Source organism: Kribbella sp. NPDC006257, from assembly GCF_040613535.1.
Lineage (GTDB): Bacteria > Actinomycetota > Actinomycetes > Propionibacteriales > Kribbellaceae > Kribbella.
The window spans coordinates 107,382-122,123 of record NZ_JBEXSJ010000025.1 but is presented as its reverse complement, the minus strand read 5'-3'; the positions used below and the strand labels follow the sequence as shown (position 1 = coordinate 122,123).

The window sequence follows — 14,742 nt, the reverse complement described above, 5'->3', positions numbered from 1 at the left end:
GAGGTCCTCGATGGTCGAGCACACGGTCTCCGCCCCGGTGACCCCGGCCAGCATTTCGGGCGACTCGTCGACCGCCACCACTTCGTGGCCGAGGGGACCGTCCAGCAGTTGGCGGCGGCGCTGCAGCTGGCCGAGCGGGACGCCCGGCAGCTCGAAGACCTCGCCCGCCGGCCGGTAGCCGCCCCGGTCGATCACCTGCCGGCCGGCATCGGCGACTTCACCGGCCGGGCGCACGAGATCGACGAGCTGCTGCGCTCGCTGTCGCACACCGGACCGGGGACGGCGACCGCTGTGGCGCTGGTCTCGGTGGCGGGGATGGGCGGCGTCGGCAAGACGACCCTCGCCGTGCACACCGCTCGCCGGCTCGCGGCGGAGTTTCCCGACGGACAGCTGTATGTCGCGATGGGCGGGCACGGCGACGAACCACTGGATCCGCAGACCGCGCTGGGCCGGCTGCTCCGCGCGCTCGGGATGCCCGACGAGGAGATCCCCGACACGGTCGAGCTCGCGGCGGCCCGCTATCGCTCGGCGCTCGCGGGCCGGCGGGTGCTGGTCCTCATCGACGATGTGGTGAGCAGTAGCCAGGTCCGCCCGCTGATCCCGGGGACAGCTGGTTCCGCGGCCCTGATCACCAGCCGACGGCAACTGATCGACCTGGCCGGAGTGCGGCAGGTGCATCTCGACGTGCTGCCGGTCTCCGATGCCGTCGAGCTCCTGGCCGCTGTGGTCGGTGACGGCCGGATCGAGCAGGAGCCGCAGTCGGCGCGGGCCGTCGCAATGTCGTGCGGGCGGCTGCCGCTGGCCCTCCGGATCGCAGGCACCTACCTGGCCGGGCGGCCCGGCTGTCCGGTCGCGGAGCTGGCCCAGGAGCTCAGCAGCGAGGAAGCCCGCTGGTCGGTGCTCTCGCCCGACGACAACGGAGTGCGGGCCAGCATCAGGCTCTCGGTCGATGCATTGGCCGCGGATCCACGGCAGCTGGCCCAGACTGCCGCCCGGGCGTTCGCGATGGTCTCGGTGCTGCCGGGGACCGAATTCTCGCTGCGGATCGCAGCGGCGGCGCTCGGGCTCGGGCTGCGGGAGGCCGAGGACGCGATCGAGCACCTGGTCGACGTCAACCTGCTCGAGACGCCGGCGCTGCACCGCTACCGGATGCACGACCTGGTCCGGTTCGTCGCGCGCGAGGCGGCTCGGACCGAGCTGGGCGAGGCCGGCGTAAAGGCTGTTCGGGAGCGGGTGCTGACTGCGTATCTCGCCTGGGTGTGGCGCATCGACGAGTTGTCGGAGCCCGGTGAGCTGACCCAGAAGTGGCGGGCGCCGGAGTGGTCGGAGCCGGCCGCGGACCTGACCGAGGACGAGGTGGTCGAGCTGGTCGATGCCGACCGGGTCAACCTGGTGACCGCGGTCCGGCTCGCCGAGGGCGGCTCCGCGGCCGAGCGACTGACCGTGATCCGGATAGCGGCCGGGATGAACGCGTTCGGGCTCAGGCGGCGGCGCTGGCTGGAGTGGCGGGAGATCGGCGAAGCGGCGGTCCGGGTGCTGGCCGAGGTGGACGACGAGGTGGCCGCGGCGATGATCGGCTTCGACCTCGGTCTGGTCTGCGGTGAGTTGGGCGAGCATGCCGCGGCCGCGCGGCATCTCGGCCGGGCGGCGCCGATGGCGGCCGCGATCGGTGACCTCGACTTCGAGCGGTCCTGTCTGCTGAACCTGGCGCACGCGCTCGAACGGGCGAACGACCTGGCCGCGGCCAAGACGGTCGTCGAGCAGTTCTCCGCCACCCGGCCCGATGTCGATCGGGCGTCGTGGGGTGAGCTGGTGCTGGGCATGATCGCGGGGAAGGAAGGCGATCAGGCTGCTCAGATGGCCGCCTTCGAGCGCTCGGTGGCGCTGCTGACCGAAGCCGACGCTTCACCGGGAGACCTGGCGATGCGCTACCGGGTGATCGGGGAATCGCTCGAGGAGACCAGCCGGTACGCCGAGGCCGAGTCGTTCTACCGCAAGTCTTTGGCGGCGTACCGGGCGGTGGACAAGGAGCAGATGCTTGCCGAGATCCTCTGCATCCTGGGCCGGTTGCTGGTCACCGTGGAGCGGTCCGACGAGGCTGCCGAGCTGTTCGAGGAGTCTCTTGCGCTGGCGACCGCACATGAACTCTGGGATTCGGAGGCGGCGGCGCGCGTCGGTCTCGGACGGTGGCACGACGCGGCGGGCAGGACGGGGCAGGCGCGGGACGAGTGGCGCCAGGCGCTGGCGATCTACCGGCGCTACGGGTCCACCCGAGCCGACGACGTACAGGCTCTGCTGGATCGCAGTGACGGTTCACACACGCCGACTTGACCAGTCAACCATTGTGAAGTCTTAGGCTGCTGTGGTGACTCCGGATCCCAGTGGCAGCATCGCTCCCGGGGAGTTCCGTACGGCGCTCGGCCGGTTCGGGTCGGGCATCACGATCATGAGCACCCAGCAGGACGGGGTCGCGCACGCGATGACCGCGAACGCTTTCACCTCGGTCTCGCTCGATCCGCCGCTGGTACTGGTCTGCGTCGACAAGGGCGTCCGGATGCACGATGCCGTCCTGGACTGCGGGTTCTGGGCGGTCTCGGTGCTGGCCGACAGTCACCAGCCGATCGCGGAACGGTTCGCCAAGTCGGGGCGGGACCTGCTCAGCCAGTTCGACGGGATCGGTACTGCGCCTGGGCCCAAGACAGGGTGCCTGCTCATTGAAGGAGCGCTCTCTTGGCTGGAGTGCCGGACCTGGGCGACGTACGACGGCGGGGACCACACGATCGTGGTGGGAGAGGTGCTGAGCCTCGGCGCTGGCGAAGTCGCTGACCCTGCGGCACTGATCTACTACGCGGGGCAATACCGGGAACTCAAGGGCAAATAGGTCTGCCCTAATCCCGTAGAATGCACGGTCTGTCATCTGGTAGGCGCAGCGGCGTCTGTCGTCTGGCCTTCAGATATGTCGGGTATTTCGAGCAGGAGGACTCTGTCCGGTGGGGATCAACAAGCGCGCGGGCATCATCGCCGCGGCTGGGTTCGGTGTGCTCGTCATCGCCTACGGAGCCGCCTTCGCGTTCACCGGTGACAAGACTCCAGGGGACACGACCGTCCTCGGCATCTCGCTCGGTGGGCTGTCCAAGGCCGATGCCAAGGCGAAGTTGCAGGCCGGGATCAAGGACCGGCTGAATCTGCCGATCAAGGTGAAGGCCGGCGACTCGACGTACCAGGTCAAGCCGGCCGATGCCGGGCTCAGCCTCGACGTGGACGCCACCATCGACGCCGCCGGAGCGGGGCGCAGCCTCAACCCGGTCCGGATCTGGCAGGTGCTGACCGGCGGTGACGAGGTCGCGCCGGTGATCAAGCGCGACGACGAGAAGCTCAAGGCGGCCGTCGACCGGCTCGCCCAGCAGGTCAACCGGCCCGCGACCGAAGGCACCATCACCTTCGTCGACGCGAAGGCGGTGCAGCACCCGTCCGCCGACGGCCTGCAGCTGGACAACGGCAAGGCGACCGACACCCTGGCCGCCGGCTACCCGTCCGACGGCAACCCGCGCGACCTGCCGGTCGAGGTCAGCAAGCCGAAGGCCGGTACGGACGCGATCGACAAGGCGATGAAGGAGTACGCCGAGCCGGCGATGTCCGGGCCGATCCGGCTCACCGTCGGCGACAAGGGTGTCGACCTGAAGCCGGCCGAGTTCGCTCCCGCGCTGAAGCTGACCGCGAAGGACGGCGACTTCACGCCGACCTTGGACGCGGCCAAGCTGGAGCCGCTGTTCAAGGCCCGGTTCAAGCAACTCGAGTCGCAGCCGAAGGACGCCACGATCGCGATCGTCGCCGGGAAGCCGCAGGTGGTCCCGGCGGTCGACGGCATGGTCGTCGCCCGCGACAAGGTGATCCCGGCGATCCTCTCGATCCTGCCGAAGACCGGTGCGGACCGGAAGGCGTCGGTCGGCCTGGCCAAGTCGAAGGCGAAGGTCACCACCGAGGCGGCGCAGGCGCTCGGCATCAAGGAGGTGATGGGGGAGTTCACCACGCACTTCCCGCACGCCACCTATCGCAACGTGAACATCGGTACGGCGGCCCGCCGGATCAACGGCACCCTGCTGAAGCCGAACGAGATGTTCAGCCTGAACAAGATCGTCGGCGAGCGGACCAAGGAGAACGGCTTCACCGAGGGCAACATCATCAACGGCGGCAAGTTCGTCCTGGACCTCGGTGGCGGCGTCTCGCAGTCGGCCACGACCACCTTCAACGCCGCGTTCTTCGCCGGCCTGAAGGACGTCGAGCACAAGGCGCACAGCGTCTACATCAGCCGTTACCCGGTCGGTCGCGAGGCCACCGTCGCGTGGGGTTCGGTCGACCTGAAGTTCCTGAACGACTCCGGTCACGGGATCTTCGTGCAGACGATCTTCACGCCGTCGACGCCGGGCAACCAGGGCACGCTGACGGTGAAGATCTGGGGCACGAAGGTCTGGGACATCACCGCGGGCGCGTCGGCGAAGTCGAACTTCCGGTCGCCGTCGGTGGTCTACAACACCGAGCCCGGCTGCCGGACCCAGGCGCCGACCGAGGGCTTCGACATCACCATCCACCGGTTCTTCGCGAAGAACGGCCAGCGGGTGAAGACCGAGTCCTTCACCACCAAGTACAACGCGGCCGACGACATCCGCTGCGGCCCGAAGCCGGGCACCCCGCCGTCCACCCCGGACAGCCCGGGTAAGCCGGGCGGCGGCGGCACCACCCGTCCCCCGACCTGAGTTCAGGCGCGGTGGAGTTCGTGCAGGTGGTCGGCGACGGTGGTGAAGATGTCCTCGCCGATTACGGCGCCCTCCCGGCGTACCTGGGCCGGATCGATCCGTAGGACGCGATCGAGCCGTACTTCGGAGCGGCGGCCCTCCTTGTCCCAGGGGCCGCTGCCGATGTCGAGCCAGACCCGCCCCCAGCGGGCCTCGTCGGCGGCATCGCGCTCGTGGTCCTTGCTGGTCAGGATCAGGGCGAGCAGCAACGGCCCGTCCGAGCCGACTACCAGCACCGGGCGGTCCTTGCCGCGGTGGTGGTCCTCCTCGAACGGCACCCAGGTCCAGACGATCTCGCCCGGATCGGCCACGCCGTCGTCGGGGTGCGGGGTGTACTCGACGTGCACGGTGCCCTCGTAGTCACCCGCGTACTCCGGATGCTCAGCGACGTGTTCTGCCATGGCCAGACCCTACTCACAACTTCGTCGCGCACGCCGTTCAACGACTATGCAGGTACTGACACAATCCAGAACCGCTCTGCTCGCCGTGCTGCTCACCGGCCAGTTCATGGCGAATGTGGACACCGCGGTCGCCAACATCGCGGCTCCGTCGATCGGCCTCGACCTGAACGCGTCGGAGGGGCAGGTCGCGTTGGTCGTCTCCGGGTACGTGGTCGCGTTCGCAGTACTGCTCATCACCGGCGCGCGGCTGGGGTCGTCGCTCGGCTACAAGCGCGTGTTCATGCTCGGGCTGGCGGTGTTCACGGCGGCCTCGCTGGTGTGTGGGGTGGCACCGGAGATCTACTCGCTGACTGTGGCGCGGTTCGTCCAGGGTGCCGGGGCGGCGTTGATGGTTCCGCAGGTGCTGAGCGGGATCCAGCTTCATTTCGCAGGTCGTGATCGGCTCCGGGCGCTCGGGTACTTCTCGATCGCGTTGTCGGGTGGGGCTGTCGCCGGCCAGATCCTGGGCGGACTGCTGATCGCGGCCGATCTGTTCGGGACTAGCTGGCGGCCGATCTTCCTCATCAACGTGCCGATCGGAGTGGTCCTGCTGTTGGTGGCCCGGCGGGTCCTGCCGGCCGACGCCGTCACTGGGGAGCGGCAGAGTCTGGACCTGCGCGGAGTGCTGACCTTGTCCGCTGCCGTCCTGCTGGTGATCGTGCCGCTCCTACTCGGGTCCGAGCGGGGCTGGCCCACCTGGTCGTGGAAATGCCTGGCCTTGAGCGTGCCGATGGCTCTGTTCTTCGAGTACGGCGAACGCCAGGCTGTCTCGCGCGGTGGTCGTCCGCTGATCGCCCGCCCTGTACTGCGTAACGCGTCGGTCAGGGCCGGCCTGCTGGCTCATGCGCTGACTACGGGCACCTACTTCGCCCTGCTGTTCGTCCTCGCCTTGTACTTGCAGCAGGGACTCGGCAAGAGCCCTGCCTACGCGGGGTTCGCGATGGTTGCCTGGGTGGCCGCGTTCGGCGTGGCCGGCCCGGTGCTGCCGCGGCTGAGGCGTAGCTATCAGGGGATGCCGGTCGTCGGCTGCTTGCTGCTGGCAACGGGCTACCTCGCAGTGCTGGTCTACTTGTTGCTTGGCGGGCTCTCTGGGCCGCTGCTGTTCGGTCTGCTCGCTATCGGCGGGCTAGGGCTGGGGATCAGTGCCAACACGTTGATTGGAGCGGTCACGTCCAGCATGCCCACGCAGTACGCGTCAGATCTTTCTGGAGTTGTCGCTACGAACGCGCAGCTCTCTGGAGCGCTGGGAGTGGCTGTGGCGGGTTCTGGCTACGCCTGGCTGGTCTCTGGGCACACGGCGCCGCAGCACGCGCTGAGCGTCGTACTGGGTGGGTTTGTCGTGCTGGCCGTGCTGGGAGCGGCTGCTGCTCAGCGGCTGGTGAGGTAGCGGTAGCGGTACGCCTCTGCGTAGCCGAGGCTCAGGTAGGTGCTGACGGCGGCCGTGTTGTCTTCGAGCACTTCCAGATAGGTGCGGCGGCCGCCCTGGGCGCCGGACCAGCGCGCGAGTCCCTGGAGAACCGCAGTAGCGAGCCCTCTCCGGCGGTACGCCGGGTGCACGCGTACGCCGTCGATGCCGAGCCAGTGGCCGGTCATCGAGCCACGGCCGACCGCTGCGATCTTCCCGTCCTGGCGGATCGAGGCGAAGACCGCCTTGGGAGCCCCCTCCATCACCTTCGGAGCGGCTGCAGGCACCTCACCCTCGAAGGCGGTCGCGTACCACTCGGCATCCGGCTTGTCGTCGATCTCCACCTCGTACGCCGGTACGCCGTTCACCAAATCCAGCGAGGTGTGCAGAACCAGGGCGTCCGACTGACCCGGGCGCGACTCCACCCAGCCGTGTTGCCGGAACTCTGCTTCTCTCTCGGTGCCCAGCCGAACCAGAGCCAGCGGAGTGAGCCCATGCTCGTCGTAGAAGGCCTCTGCGTGCTTCAGGGCGTCCGCAACCGACATTCCGGGGTCTCCAACGGGCAGGAGCGAGTTGGCCCGGCCGGTCCAGCCGTCAGAGGCCCGGAGCAGCCATTGACCCAGGTGCGAGGTCTCCACAGCAGGCCGCCCAAGCGCTGTGGTGAGGAAAAGCTGCTCGACATCCACCGGACGGAGGACGAGTGGCGGGATCTGCTTGGCAGCGCTCACATCGGCCAGTTGGATCGCGTACGGCGTACTGTCGGCGTGCCGCACCACCAGCTGGGAGGCGTCCAGCGACTGGAGAACACCGAGCACATCGGTCAACTGACCGCCCGGGAGCCGGTGGCGAACCACGACACGGTGGCCGATATCACGGGCGCTGAGGCCTGACACGATGCGGACTCCTGGCAGAGTGGGCGTAGTACTAGCCTGATACTAGAGACTGCATCGAGCACCACCGCACCGCAGCACCCTGTCCCGCTGCGCTTGCTGGCTATAGGAGGAGTACCAGTGACCTACGTCATCGCGCAGCCGTGTGTTGACCTCAAGGACCTCGCCTGCGTCGAGGAGTGCCCTGTCGACTGCATCTACGAGGGCAACCGGATGCTTTACATCCACCCCGACGAGTGCGTCGACTGCGGAGCGTGTGAGCCGGTCTGCCCAGTCGAGGCCATCTACTACGAAGACGACACACCGGAGCAGTGGAAGGACTACTACACCGCGAACGTCGACTTCTTCAACGACCTGGGTTCGCCCGGCGGCGCGTCCAAGCTCGGCAAGATCGACAAGGACCACCCGTTCATCGCGGCCCTGCCCCCGCAGGAACACGACGAGTAACCACCCGCAGTACTTCGGACGGCTCTCCCGGCCCGGCTGGGGGAGCCGTCAGTTTTCGAGGACGTCCACATGGACGTGGTCGAGGTGGCGCAGCGTGTCCTTATTGCCGGGGCGGTCCGGGGCTGTGTAGGTGCGCCAGCCGTTGTCGGACTTGGAGCCGGCGGTCCAGATCCGGTCGGAGAAGATGACTGTCTGGATCTTCAGGTAGTCGGCCCGGGCGACCAGGTACTGCGCCAGAGCCCAGCCTTTGAGCGTGTTCGCCGTAGAGATCGGCTTGACGAAGATGTCGATCGCCCGCCCGTCGTAGTGGGCGGAGCCTTCCATGTGGCCCGTGGTGGTGCCGCCCGGCTCGTAGCCGCCCATCGGCAGCTTCCCGAACGTCTTGAGTAGATCCTGGCGCACTGTCTCGGCACGCGGGGTGAGCCCGTTGGTGCCCATCGCCTCGGCCTGGATCGATGACGTGTTCACCGTGCAGAAGAGCGCCGCCTTGCTGTTCCCCGTCAACGCTGACGCCAGCACGCGCGCATCCGCCTCGTGGTCGGCATAGGCGTTCGGGAAGGCACTCCGCTGCACCTTGTCGGCAGCTACCGTCACTGCGAGTGTCTGGTAGTTCTTCACCTTCACCAGTGCGTCGTAGAACTTCCAGGACGAGTAGTGCGGGTCGCGCACCTGAGCGATCGTCCCCCAGCCCTGCGACGGCCGCTGCTGGAACAACCCGAGCGAGTCCCGGTCCCCATGGTTCAGGTTGCGCAGGTTGGATTCCTGGTACGCCGTGGCGAGGGCGATCGTGGCTGCCTTGGCCGGCAGCCCCCGTCGTACGGCGACTCCCACGATGATCGCCGCCGACTCCGCCTGCTCCAGGTCGACCACGACCGTGTTGCCACCCGCGCTGGCCTGGCACTGCTCCTGGGGCGGCAGCAGTGGCCCGATGCCCTTGCCGTTGATCACAGAGATCCCCGCGTAGACGGCAAGAGCCAGCACACCCAGCCCTGCTCCGACGACGATCGGCCCGCGCTTCATACGTGTCCCAACGTCCGGCCGCCGGCACCTGGTTCCGTTGAGTGAGTCACAGTCGGTACGACGTACTGCAGGAGGTGTTGGTTGGCGTACTGCGAAGTCGGGTCCGTCACGCGTTGGCGTGCAGCGCTTCGTTGAGCGTGATGCCCTCACCCTTGCGCGGCCGGGCCTCCACCGCACCGGTGACCGAGTTCCGGATGAACAGCAGCCCCGGCTGACCGGACAGCTCGCGCGCCTTCACCACGGTGCCGTCCGGCAGCGTGACCTTGGTCCCGGCGGTGACGTAGAGCCCCGCCTCGACCACGCAGTCGTCGCCGAGCGAGATCCCGGTCCCGCCGTTCGCGCCGAGCAGGCAGCGCTTGCCGATCGAGATGACCTGCGTGCCGCCGCCGGACAGGGTGCCCATGATGGAGGAGCCGGCACCGATGTCGGTGTCGGTGTCGACGACGACGCCGGCCACGATCCGGCCCTCGACCATCGCGTTGCCGAGCGTTCCGGCGTTGAAGTTGACGAAGCCCTCGTGCATGACGGTGGTCCCGGATGCGAGGTGCGCGCCCAGCCGGACCCGGTCCGCGTCGGCGATCCGGACCCCGCTCGGTACGACGTAGTCGGTCATCCGCGGGAACTTGTCGACGCTCGTCACGCTCAGGTGCAGCCCGGCGGCGCGGGCGCGAAGCCGGACCTGCTCGACCTGCTCGACCGGAACCGGGCCGTGCGAGGTCCACGCGTTGTTCGGCAGCGCGGCGAAGATGCCGTCCAGGTTCACGCCGTGCGGGCGGACCAGCCGGTGCGACAGCAGGTGCAGCCGGAGGTATGCGTCCGCGACGTCGGCCGGCGCCTGGTCGAGGGTGATCTCGGACCTGACCACGACCCGGCGTACCCGGCGGAGCTCGTCGTTGCCCTCAGCAGCGATCAGCTCGGCCGGGGCCTTCACGTCGGGAGGGGCGGCGCCCAGCGCGGGGGCCGGGTACCAGACGTCCAGGGTCGCGCCCTGCTCGGTGACGGTGGCAAGGCCGTAGCCCCAGGCGTGCGTGGCGTCGTCAGTCATACCCCAAAGCCTGCCACGGGTAATTACCGGGCGACGAAACTGGGGTACGTGATCTACTGATCGACCGCCCGCTGAACGGAAGGACTTCGTCATGCTGCCCGGCTGGATCGACCACGTGGCCGAATCGGTGCTGACGGCTACGCAGGCGACGTCGCTGGGGGAGGTGAAGGGGGAGTTGTTGCGCGAGTGGGGGTCGTCGGAGGTTTGGCGGATCTCCTACGGACTTCGCAGCGTGATCGTGAAGCGGGGGAGCGACGTGCAGACCGCCGAGGCAGCGGCGTACGAGCGCTTCGTCGTACCGCTGAAGCTTCCCGCGCCCGCGCTGATCCATCACACGGCGATCGACGATGCAGTACTGCTCGTGCTGGCCGATGTCGGCCGGGTGAATCTCGAGCAGGAGCCGTCCGTCGACGGATTCCTGGCCGCCGCCGACGTCCTCGCAGCGATCCGCTCGCGAGAAGTGTCAGCCGAGAGCGAGTTCACCGGTGACCAGCTGGCGGAGCTCGTACGCCGGGTCGACGCGATCGGTGACAATCTCAGTGCGCGGCTGATCGCGCGAACCGTTCCCGCGCTCGACGAACTCCATCGCGAAGCGCCGACTGCCGTGGTCCACGGCGATTTCGTCCCCAAGAACCTCGTCACCGATGGGCAGCGCTGGACCGCCGTCGACTGGCCGTTGGCCTATCTCGCCCCGCATCTCAGCGACCTCTACACACTCGTCCGCGATGCCGTTGCCATCGGCCACCAAGCCGAACCGATCGTTGCCCGGTACATCGAATCGTCCGGCGCCGACGCCGAGCTCGTACGCCGGCAGGTGGCGGTCGGCGGGGTCTGCTTCATCGTGCGCGCGCTGGCCTGGATCGTGGCCGAAGGACATCGGCTCGTGCCGCCGTCGAAGGACTGGATCGAACCGCTGGTTGCCGAACTCGACGAGCAGGTGTCGCGATGAGGCTGCTGGTTCTCGGCGGCACGAAGAACCTCGGGCGGCATGTGGTCGAGGCGGCGCTGGGCGACGGGCACGAGGTGACGCTCTTCAACCGCGGGCTCACGAATCCAGGGTTGTTCGCCGGCGTCACCGAGCTGGTCGGCGATCGTTCCGCACCCGAGGTGCTGGCTGGTGGCGAGTGGGACGGCGTGGTGGACATGTCGGGGTTCCTGATCCGCGACGTGCGCCTGAGTGCCGCCGTACTGCGGGATCGGGTCGGCCACTACACCTACATGTCCTCGATCGCCGTCTATGCGAGCAAATTGATGCCCGGGATGACCGAGTCGGCGCCGTTGCTGGATTGGCCGGCGGATGCCGCCGAGGACGAGTTCACGATGGACTCCTACGGTCCGCACAAGGTGCGCTGCGAAGCGGAACTCGAAGCGGTCTTCGGATCCCGTACCGCGGCGGTGCGATCCGGCTTCGTCGTCGGCCCGTACAACCCCGACTTCGGCAACTGGGGCGAGGCGCTCGCGACCGGACGGCCGATGGAGTGCGCGGCTCGCCCGGACCAGCCGATCCAGTACGTCGACGCGCGCGACCTCGCCGCGTTCTTGCTGCGTCTCACGACGGAGGCGCTCCCCGGGCCGTTCAACGTCGTCGGGCCGACGCGCACGATGTCAGACCTGGCCGACGCCTGGCGCTCCGTCGTACCGGATGCTGCGCCGGTCGATTGGGACCCAGCTGCGGACCGGTTCCACCTTCCGCATGACGGCAGCAACAACGGCACTTTCCAACTCGACAACAGCAAAGCCCTCGCCGCCGGCCTCACTCTCCGCTCAGCCGAGTCCAGCGCCCGCGACTGTGTCGCCTGGATCAAGGGGGGCAACACCCCACCACCTCCACCTCACTAGTTATCTCCATGTCGTGTATCTTGATGTCGAGATAAATCGGCGAGGGAGGCGGGATGGCGGGGCGGGAATTCAGCCTGTGGCAGGTTGCTGTGCCGGCGTTCGGGCCGACTGTTCTGAACGCTGTCGGGCAAGGCGCCGTCCTGCCAGTGGTTGCGTTGTCGGCTCTGCAACTCGGCGCGTCAGTGGGGTTCGCCGCGTTTCTCGTCGGGGTGCTGGGGATCGGGCAGTTTGCTGGGTCGCTCCCGGCCGGCGCGCTCGTCGTAAGGATCGGTGAGCGGCGCGCATTGCTGGTTGCCGCGTCGGTCAGTGCGGTCGCTTGGTTGATGGCGATGGTGGTCAGGACGCCTTGGCTGTTGGGTTTCGCGCTCCTCGTCGCCGGTCTGGCCGGGGCCGTGTTCAGCCTGGCGAGGCAGTCGTATGTGACCGAAGTGGTGCCGATCGAGCTTCGGGCTCGGGCGCTGTCGACGCTGGGTGGTGTCAGCCGGATCGGAGTCTTCATCGGTCCGTTCCTGGGCGCGGCGGCTGGGCATTTCTGGGGGATCGCCGCTGCGTATGGAGTCGGGGTCGCTGGATCTTTGAGTGCGGGGGCCATCGCCCGCGCGGCCCGGACCAGCCTGATTCCCTTGTGGGGCGAGCAGGTCGGGCTCTCCGCGACCGATACGTCGATCGTCTTCGGCATCACGAACGGGATCGAGATGCTGCTGTTCTATCCGGCCGGCCTGGTGATGGATCGCTTCGGCCGGGTCTGGATCGCCGTACCGGCGACGCTTCTGCTGGGTCTTGGCATGCTCACTCTGCCACTCAGTAGTGCGTTGCCCGGCGTGCTGGCCGTCGGCGTTTTGATGGCCGTAGGCAACGGTCTCGGCTCCGGCATCGTCAAGACGCTTGGTGCGGATGCGGCGCCTGCTCAGCTCCGGGCACAGTTTCTTGGTGGGTGGACCTTCTGTGCTGAGTTCGGCAGCGTTGTCGGGCCGATCCTGATCAGTGCGATCACGTTCGTCGCGCCGCTTGCAGCTGCATGTCTGGCGCTGGGTGTGCTCACCGTCGCCGGGACCGGTTGGCTCGCCCGGTGGGTTCCGCAGTATGACCCGAGGCGGCGGATCTCCAACACTGTCTAAGCACCCGATTCGGCGCTCGGAAGGGCGACGCTGAGCGTGCCGGGTCGGACGAGCGGGTGGAAGGTGAGTGTCGGCGGTCCGCTACTTCTTCTTCGGCGCCGAGGTTGCGCGGATGTGGAGCTCGGTTCGGAGCGTGACTGTCGACGGTGGACGGCCGGGGGAGGCGATGCGGTCCTTGAGCAACAGGCCCGCCGTACGGCCCAGTTCGTAGGTCGGTTGGGCGACCGTGGTGAGCGAGGGGACGACCAGGTCGGCCCACGGGATGTCGTCGAAGCCGACTATTGCGATGTCGTCGGGTGCTCGGAGACCGCGTTTCGCGAGGCATTCCAGCGCGCCGACTGTCATCAGGTTGTTGGTGACGAACAGCGCCTCGGGCGGCCCGGGCAGGTCGAGCAGGCTCTCCATCGCCGCGAACCCACCGGCTTCGCGGAAGTCGGCGTGCCGGACCAGCTCCTTGTCGTACCGGATCCCGGCGCCACGCAGCGCCGAGCGGTATCCGGCCAGCCGGTCCATCGCCGTACTGACTTTGCGCGGTCCGGTGATACAGGCGATCCGCTCGTAGCCGCCGTCGGTCAGGTGCTTCACACCCTCGGCGGCGCCGTGCTCGTTGTCGACCAGCACGGTGTCGGCCTCGACGCCCTCGACCCGGCGGTCGATCAGCACCATCGGCGTCTTCGCGCCGTCGAGGAGCTCGACGCCGTCCGCGGTCGAGGTGGGGGAGATGACGACGCCGGCCATCTGCTCGGTCAGTACGGCGGACGCGTACGCCGCTTCCTTCGCCGGATCCTCGTCGGAATTGCAGAGGACGACGTGGTAGCCCTCGGTCTGCGCGACGTCCTCGAGGCCGCGCACCAGCGAGGTGAAGAACGGGTTCTCGATGTCGGAGATGACCACGGCCCAGAGGTTCGTACTCGCCTTGCGGAGGTTCCGCGCGACGCCGTTCGGCCGGTAGCCGAGTTCGGCGACCGCGGTACGGACCTTCTCGGACAGCTCCGGATCCACGTTGCGCCGCCCGCTCAGCACCCGCGAAACGGTGGCCGGCGACACGCCGGATCTACGCGCGACGTCGTAGATCGTCGTCATGCTCGCTCCCCGCTCCCGAACCCCTACCCGCCTGGACCGCACAAGGATCTCACGAGGTAGGCAACCCTGCCCGGAACAGCCGCTGATCCCACCGGCCGTGCCTCGGGGGCGGGGTCATGAGGATTTGTGGGTGGCGGGGATCTGGTGGGTGTCGCGGAGGGCTTCGGCGGTGGGGCGGGTGGGGGCGGAGGCGGCGGCGCCGTGGCGGGTGGTGGAGAGGGCGCCGGCGGCGTTGGCGAGGCGTACGGCGTCGGTGAGGCGGGCGCCGGCTGCTAGGGAAGCGGCGAGGGAGCCGCAGAAGGCGTCGCCGGCGCCGACCGTGTCGACAGTCGCCACCCGGTGAGCCGGGATGCGGATCTCCTCGCCGGTCAGTTCGTCACGCACGAAGGCACCGCGCGCGCCGAGCGTGATCACGCAACCGTGCAGGTCCCACTCCGACGTCAGCCGCCGGGCGATCGCCGGCACCCGGGATTCGTCGTCGCAGTCGAGCCCGGTCAGCGCCGCCGCCTCCACCTCGTTCGGCACCAGGATGTCGACGAACTCACCGAGCGCCGAGTCGATCGTCCCGACCGGTGCCGGCGTGAGAATCGTCGTCACCCCCGCGGCCGAGGCGAGCCACAGGCGGGCCCCGCGCGGCGCGGGCCGGGGGGGGGGGGGCGGCG

Annotated in this window: 14 protein-coding genes; 8 read left to right on the top strand and 6 right to left on the bottom strand. The window is 68.5% G+C overall.

All coding sequences use genetic code 11. The features are described from left to right. The 3 genes from ABZ004_RS27445 to ABZ004_RS27435 form a co-directional block, all read left to right on the top strand. Positions 1–2,331: tetratricopeptide repeat protein (locus ABZ004_RS27445; protein ID WP_355683937.1), on the top strand; the 2,331-nt coding region annotated here is incomplete at its 5' end. Positions 2,332–2,365: 34 nt separating this feature from the next. Then, positions 2,366–2,881: a flavin reductase family protein gene (locus tag ABZ004_RS27440; protein WP_355683936.1), complete on the top strand. Its 516-nt coding sequence runs from the start codon at positions 2,366–2,368 to the stop codon at positions 2,879–2,881. A 109-nt stretch (positions 2,882–2,990) separates the two neighbouring features. Then, entirely contained in the window at positions 2,991–4,754 is a 1,764-nt protein-coding gene (locus tag ABZ004_RS27435; RefSeq protein WP_355683935.1) for a VanW family protein, read from the top strand. 2 nt (positions 4,755–4,756) lie between these two features. Here the strand turns inward: ABZ004_RS27435 and ABZ004_RS27430 are convergent, their stop codons facing one another. Continuing rightward, complete coding sequence (locus ABZ004_RS27430; protein WP_355683934.1) at positions 4,757–5,194, bottom strand: type II toxin-antitoxin system PemK/MazF family toxin; 438 nt, start codon at positions 5,192–5,194, stop codon at positions 4,757–4,759. Between the two features lie 46 nt (positions 5,195–5,240). Between ABZ004_RS27430 and ABZ004_RS27425 the strand changes: the two genes are divergently transcribed. Beyond that, positions 5,241–6,620: an MFS transporter gene (locus ABZ004_RS27425; RefSeq protein ID WP_355683933.1), complete on the top strand. Its 1,380-nt coding sequence runs from the start codon at positions 5,241–5,243 to the stop codon at positions 6,618–6,620. Here ABZ004_RS27425 and ABZ004_RS27420 read toward each other — a convergent pair. Next, entirely contained in the window at positions 6,602–7,531 is a 930-nt protein-coding gene (locus ABZ004_RS27420) for a GNAT family N-acetyltransferase (protein WP_355683932.1), read from the bottom strand. The genes ABZ004_RS27425 and ABZ004_RS27420 overlap by 19 nt on opposite strands. Before the next feature lie 117 nt (positions 7,532–7,648). On the opposite strand from ABZ004_RS27420, the gene fdxA reads away from it, so the two are divergent. Continuing rightward, positions 7,649–7,975: a ferredoxin gene (gene fdxA, locus ABZ004_RS27415; protein ID WP_012923087.1), complete on the top strand. Its 327-nt coding sequence runs from the start codon at positions 7,649–7,651 to the stop codon at positions 7,973–7,975. Positions 7,976–8,023: 48 nt separating this feature from the next. Here fdxA and ABZ004_RS27410 read toward each other — a convergent pair whose 3' ends face one another. After that, positions 8,024–8,995 (bottom strand): hypothetical protein, encoded by a 972-nt coding sequence (locus ABZ004_RS27410; protein ID WP_355683931.1) that lies wholly within the window; start codon positions 8,993–8,995, stop codon positions 8,024–8,026. Between the two features lie 106 nt (positions 8,996–9,101). After that, on the bottom strand, positions 9,102–10,040 hold the full coding sequence (dapD, locus tag ABZ004_RS27405) for a 2,3,4,5-tetrahydropyridine-2,6-dicarboxylate N-succinyltransferase (RefSeq protein ID WP_355683930.1): 939 nt from the start codon (positions 10,038–10,040) through the stop codon (positions 9,102–9,104). 91 nt (positions 10,041–10,131) lie between these two features. Here dapD and ABZ004_RS27400 point away from each other — a divergent pair, with 91 nt between their 5' ends. Genes ABZ004_RS27400 through ABZ004_RS27390 form a run of 3 tightly spaced genes read left to right on the top strand, consistent with a single transcriptional unit; the run spans position 10,132 to position 12,997 of the window. After that, complete coding sequence (locus ABZ004_RS27400) at positions 10,132–10,989, top strand: phosphotransferase (protein WP_355683929.1); 858 nt, start codon at positions 10,132–10,134, stop codon at positions 10,987–10,989. Further along, positions 10,986–11,879, top strand: a complete 894-nt coding sequence (locus ABZ004_RS27395) for an NAD-dependent dehydratase (protein ID WP_355683928.1) — start codon at positions 10,986–10,988, stop codon at positions 11,877–11,879. The genes ABZ004_RS27400 and ABZ004_RS27395 overlap by 4 nt, the downstream gene beginning before the upstream one ends. Before the next feature lie 53 nt (positions 11,880–11,932). Next, positions 11,933–12,997 (top strand): MFS transporter, encoded by a 1,065-nt coding sequence (locus ABZ004_RS27390; protein WP_355683927.1) that lies wholly within the window; start codon positions 11,933–11,935, stop codon positions 12,995–12,997. Between the two features lie 81 nt (positions 12,998–13,078). Here ABZ004_RS27390 and ABZ004_RS27385 read toward each other — a convergent pair whose 3' ends face one another. Beyond that, positions 13,079–14,080 (bottom strand): LacI family DNA-binding transcriptional regulator, encoded by a 1,002-nt coding sequence (locus tag ABZ004_RS27385; protein WP_355683926.1) that lies wholly within the window; start codon positions 14,078–14,080, stop codon positions 13,079–13,081. Positions 14,081–14,194: 114 nt separating this feature from the next. Next, positions 14,195–14,677, bottom strand: a complete 483-nt coding sequence (locus ABZ004_RS27380; RefSeq protein WP_355683925.1) for a PfkB family carbohydrate kinase — start codon at positions 14,675–14,677, stop codon at positions 14,195–14,197. Positions 14,678–14,742 lie beyond the last annotated feature (65 nt).

Coding starts and splice junctions, on each gene's coding strand:
- ABZ004_RS27395 (WP_355683928.1), top strand. CDS start 10,986: ATGAGGCTGCTGGTTCTCGGCGGCACGAAGAACCTCGGGCGGCATGTG.
- ABZ004_RS27390 (WP_355683927.1), top strand. CDS start 11,933: ATGGCGGGGCGGGAATTCAGCCTGTGGCAGGTTGCTGTGCCGGCGTTC.
- ABZ004_RS27385 (WP_355683926.1), bottom strand. CDS start 14,080: ATGACGACGATCTACGACGTCGCGCGTAGATCCGGCGTGTCGCCGGCC.
- dapD (WP_355683930.1), bottom strand. CDS start 10,040: ATGACTGACGACGCCACGCACGCCTGGGGCTACGGCCTTGCCACCGTC.
- ABZ004_RS27400 (WP_355683929.1), top strand. CDS start 10,132: ATGCTGCCCGGCTGGATCGACCACGTGGCCGAATCGGTGCTGACGGCT.
- ABZ004_RS27425 (WP_355683933.1), top strand. CDS start 5,241: ATGCAGGTACTGACACAATCCAGAACCGCTCTGCTCGCCGTGCTGCTC.
- ABZ004_RS27430 (WP_355683934.1), bottom strand. CDS start 5,194: ATGGCAGAACACGTCGCTGAGCATCCGGAGTACGCGGGTGACTACGAG.
- ABZ004_RS27410 (WP_355683931.1), bottom strand. CDS start 8,995: ATGAAGCGCGGGCCGATCGTCGTCGGAGCAGGGCTGGGTGTGCTGGCT.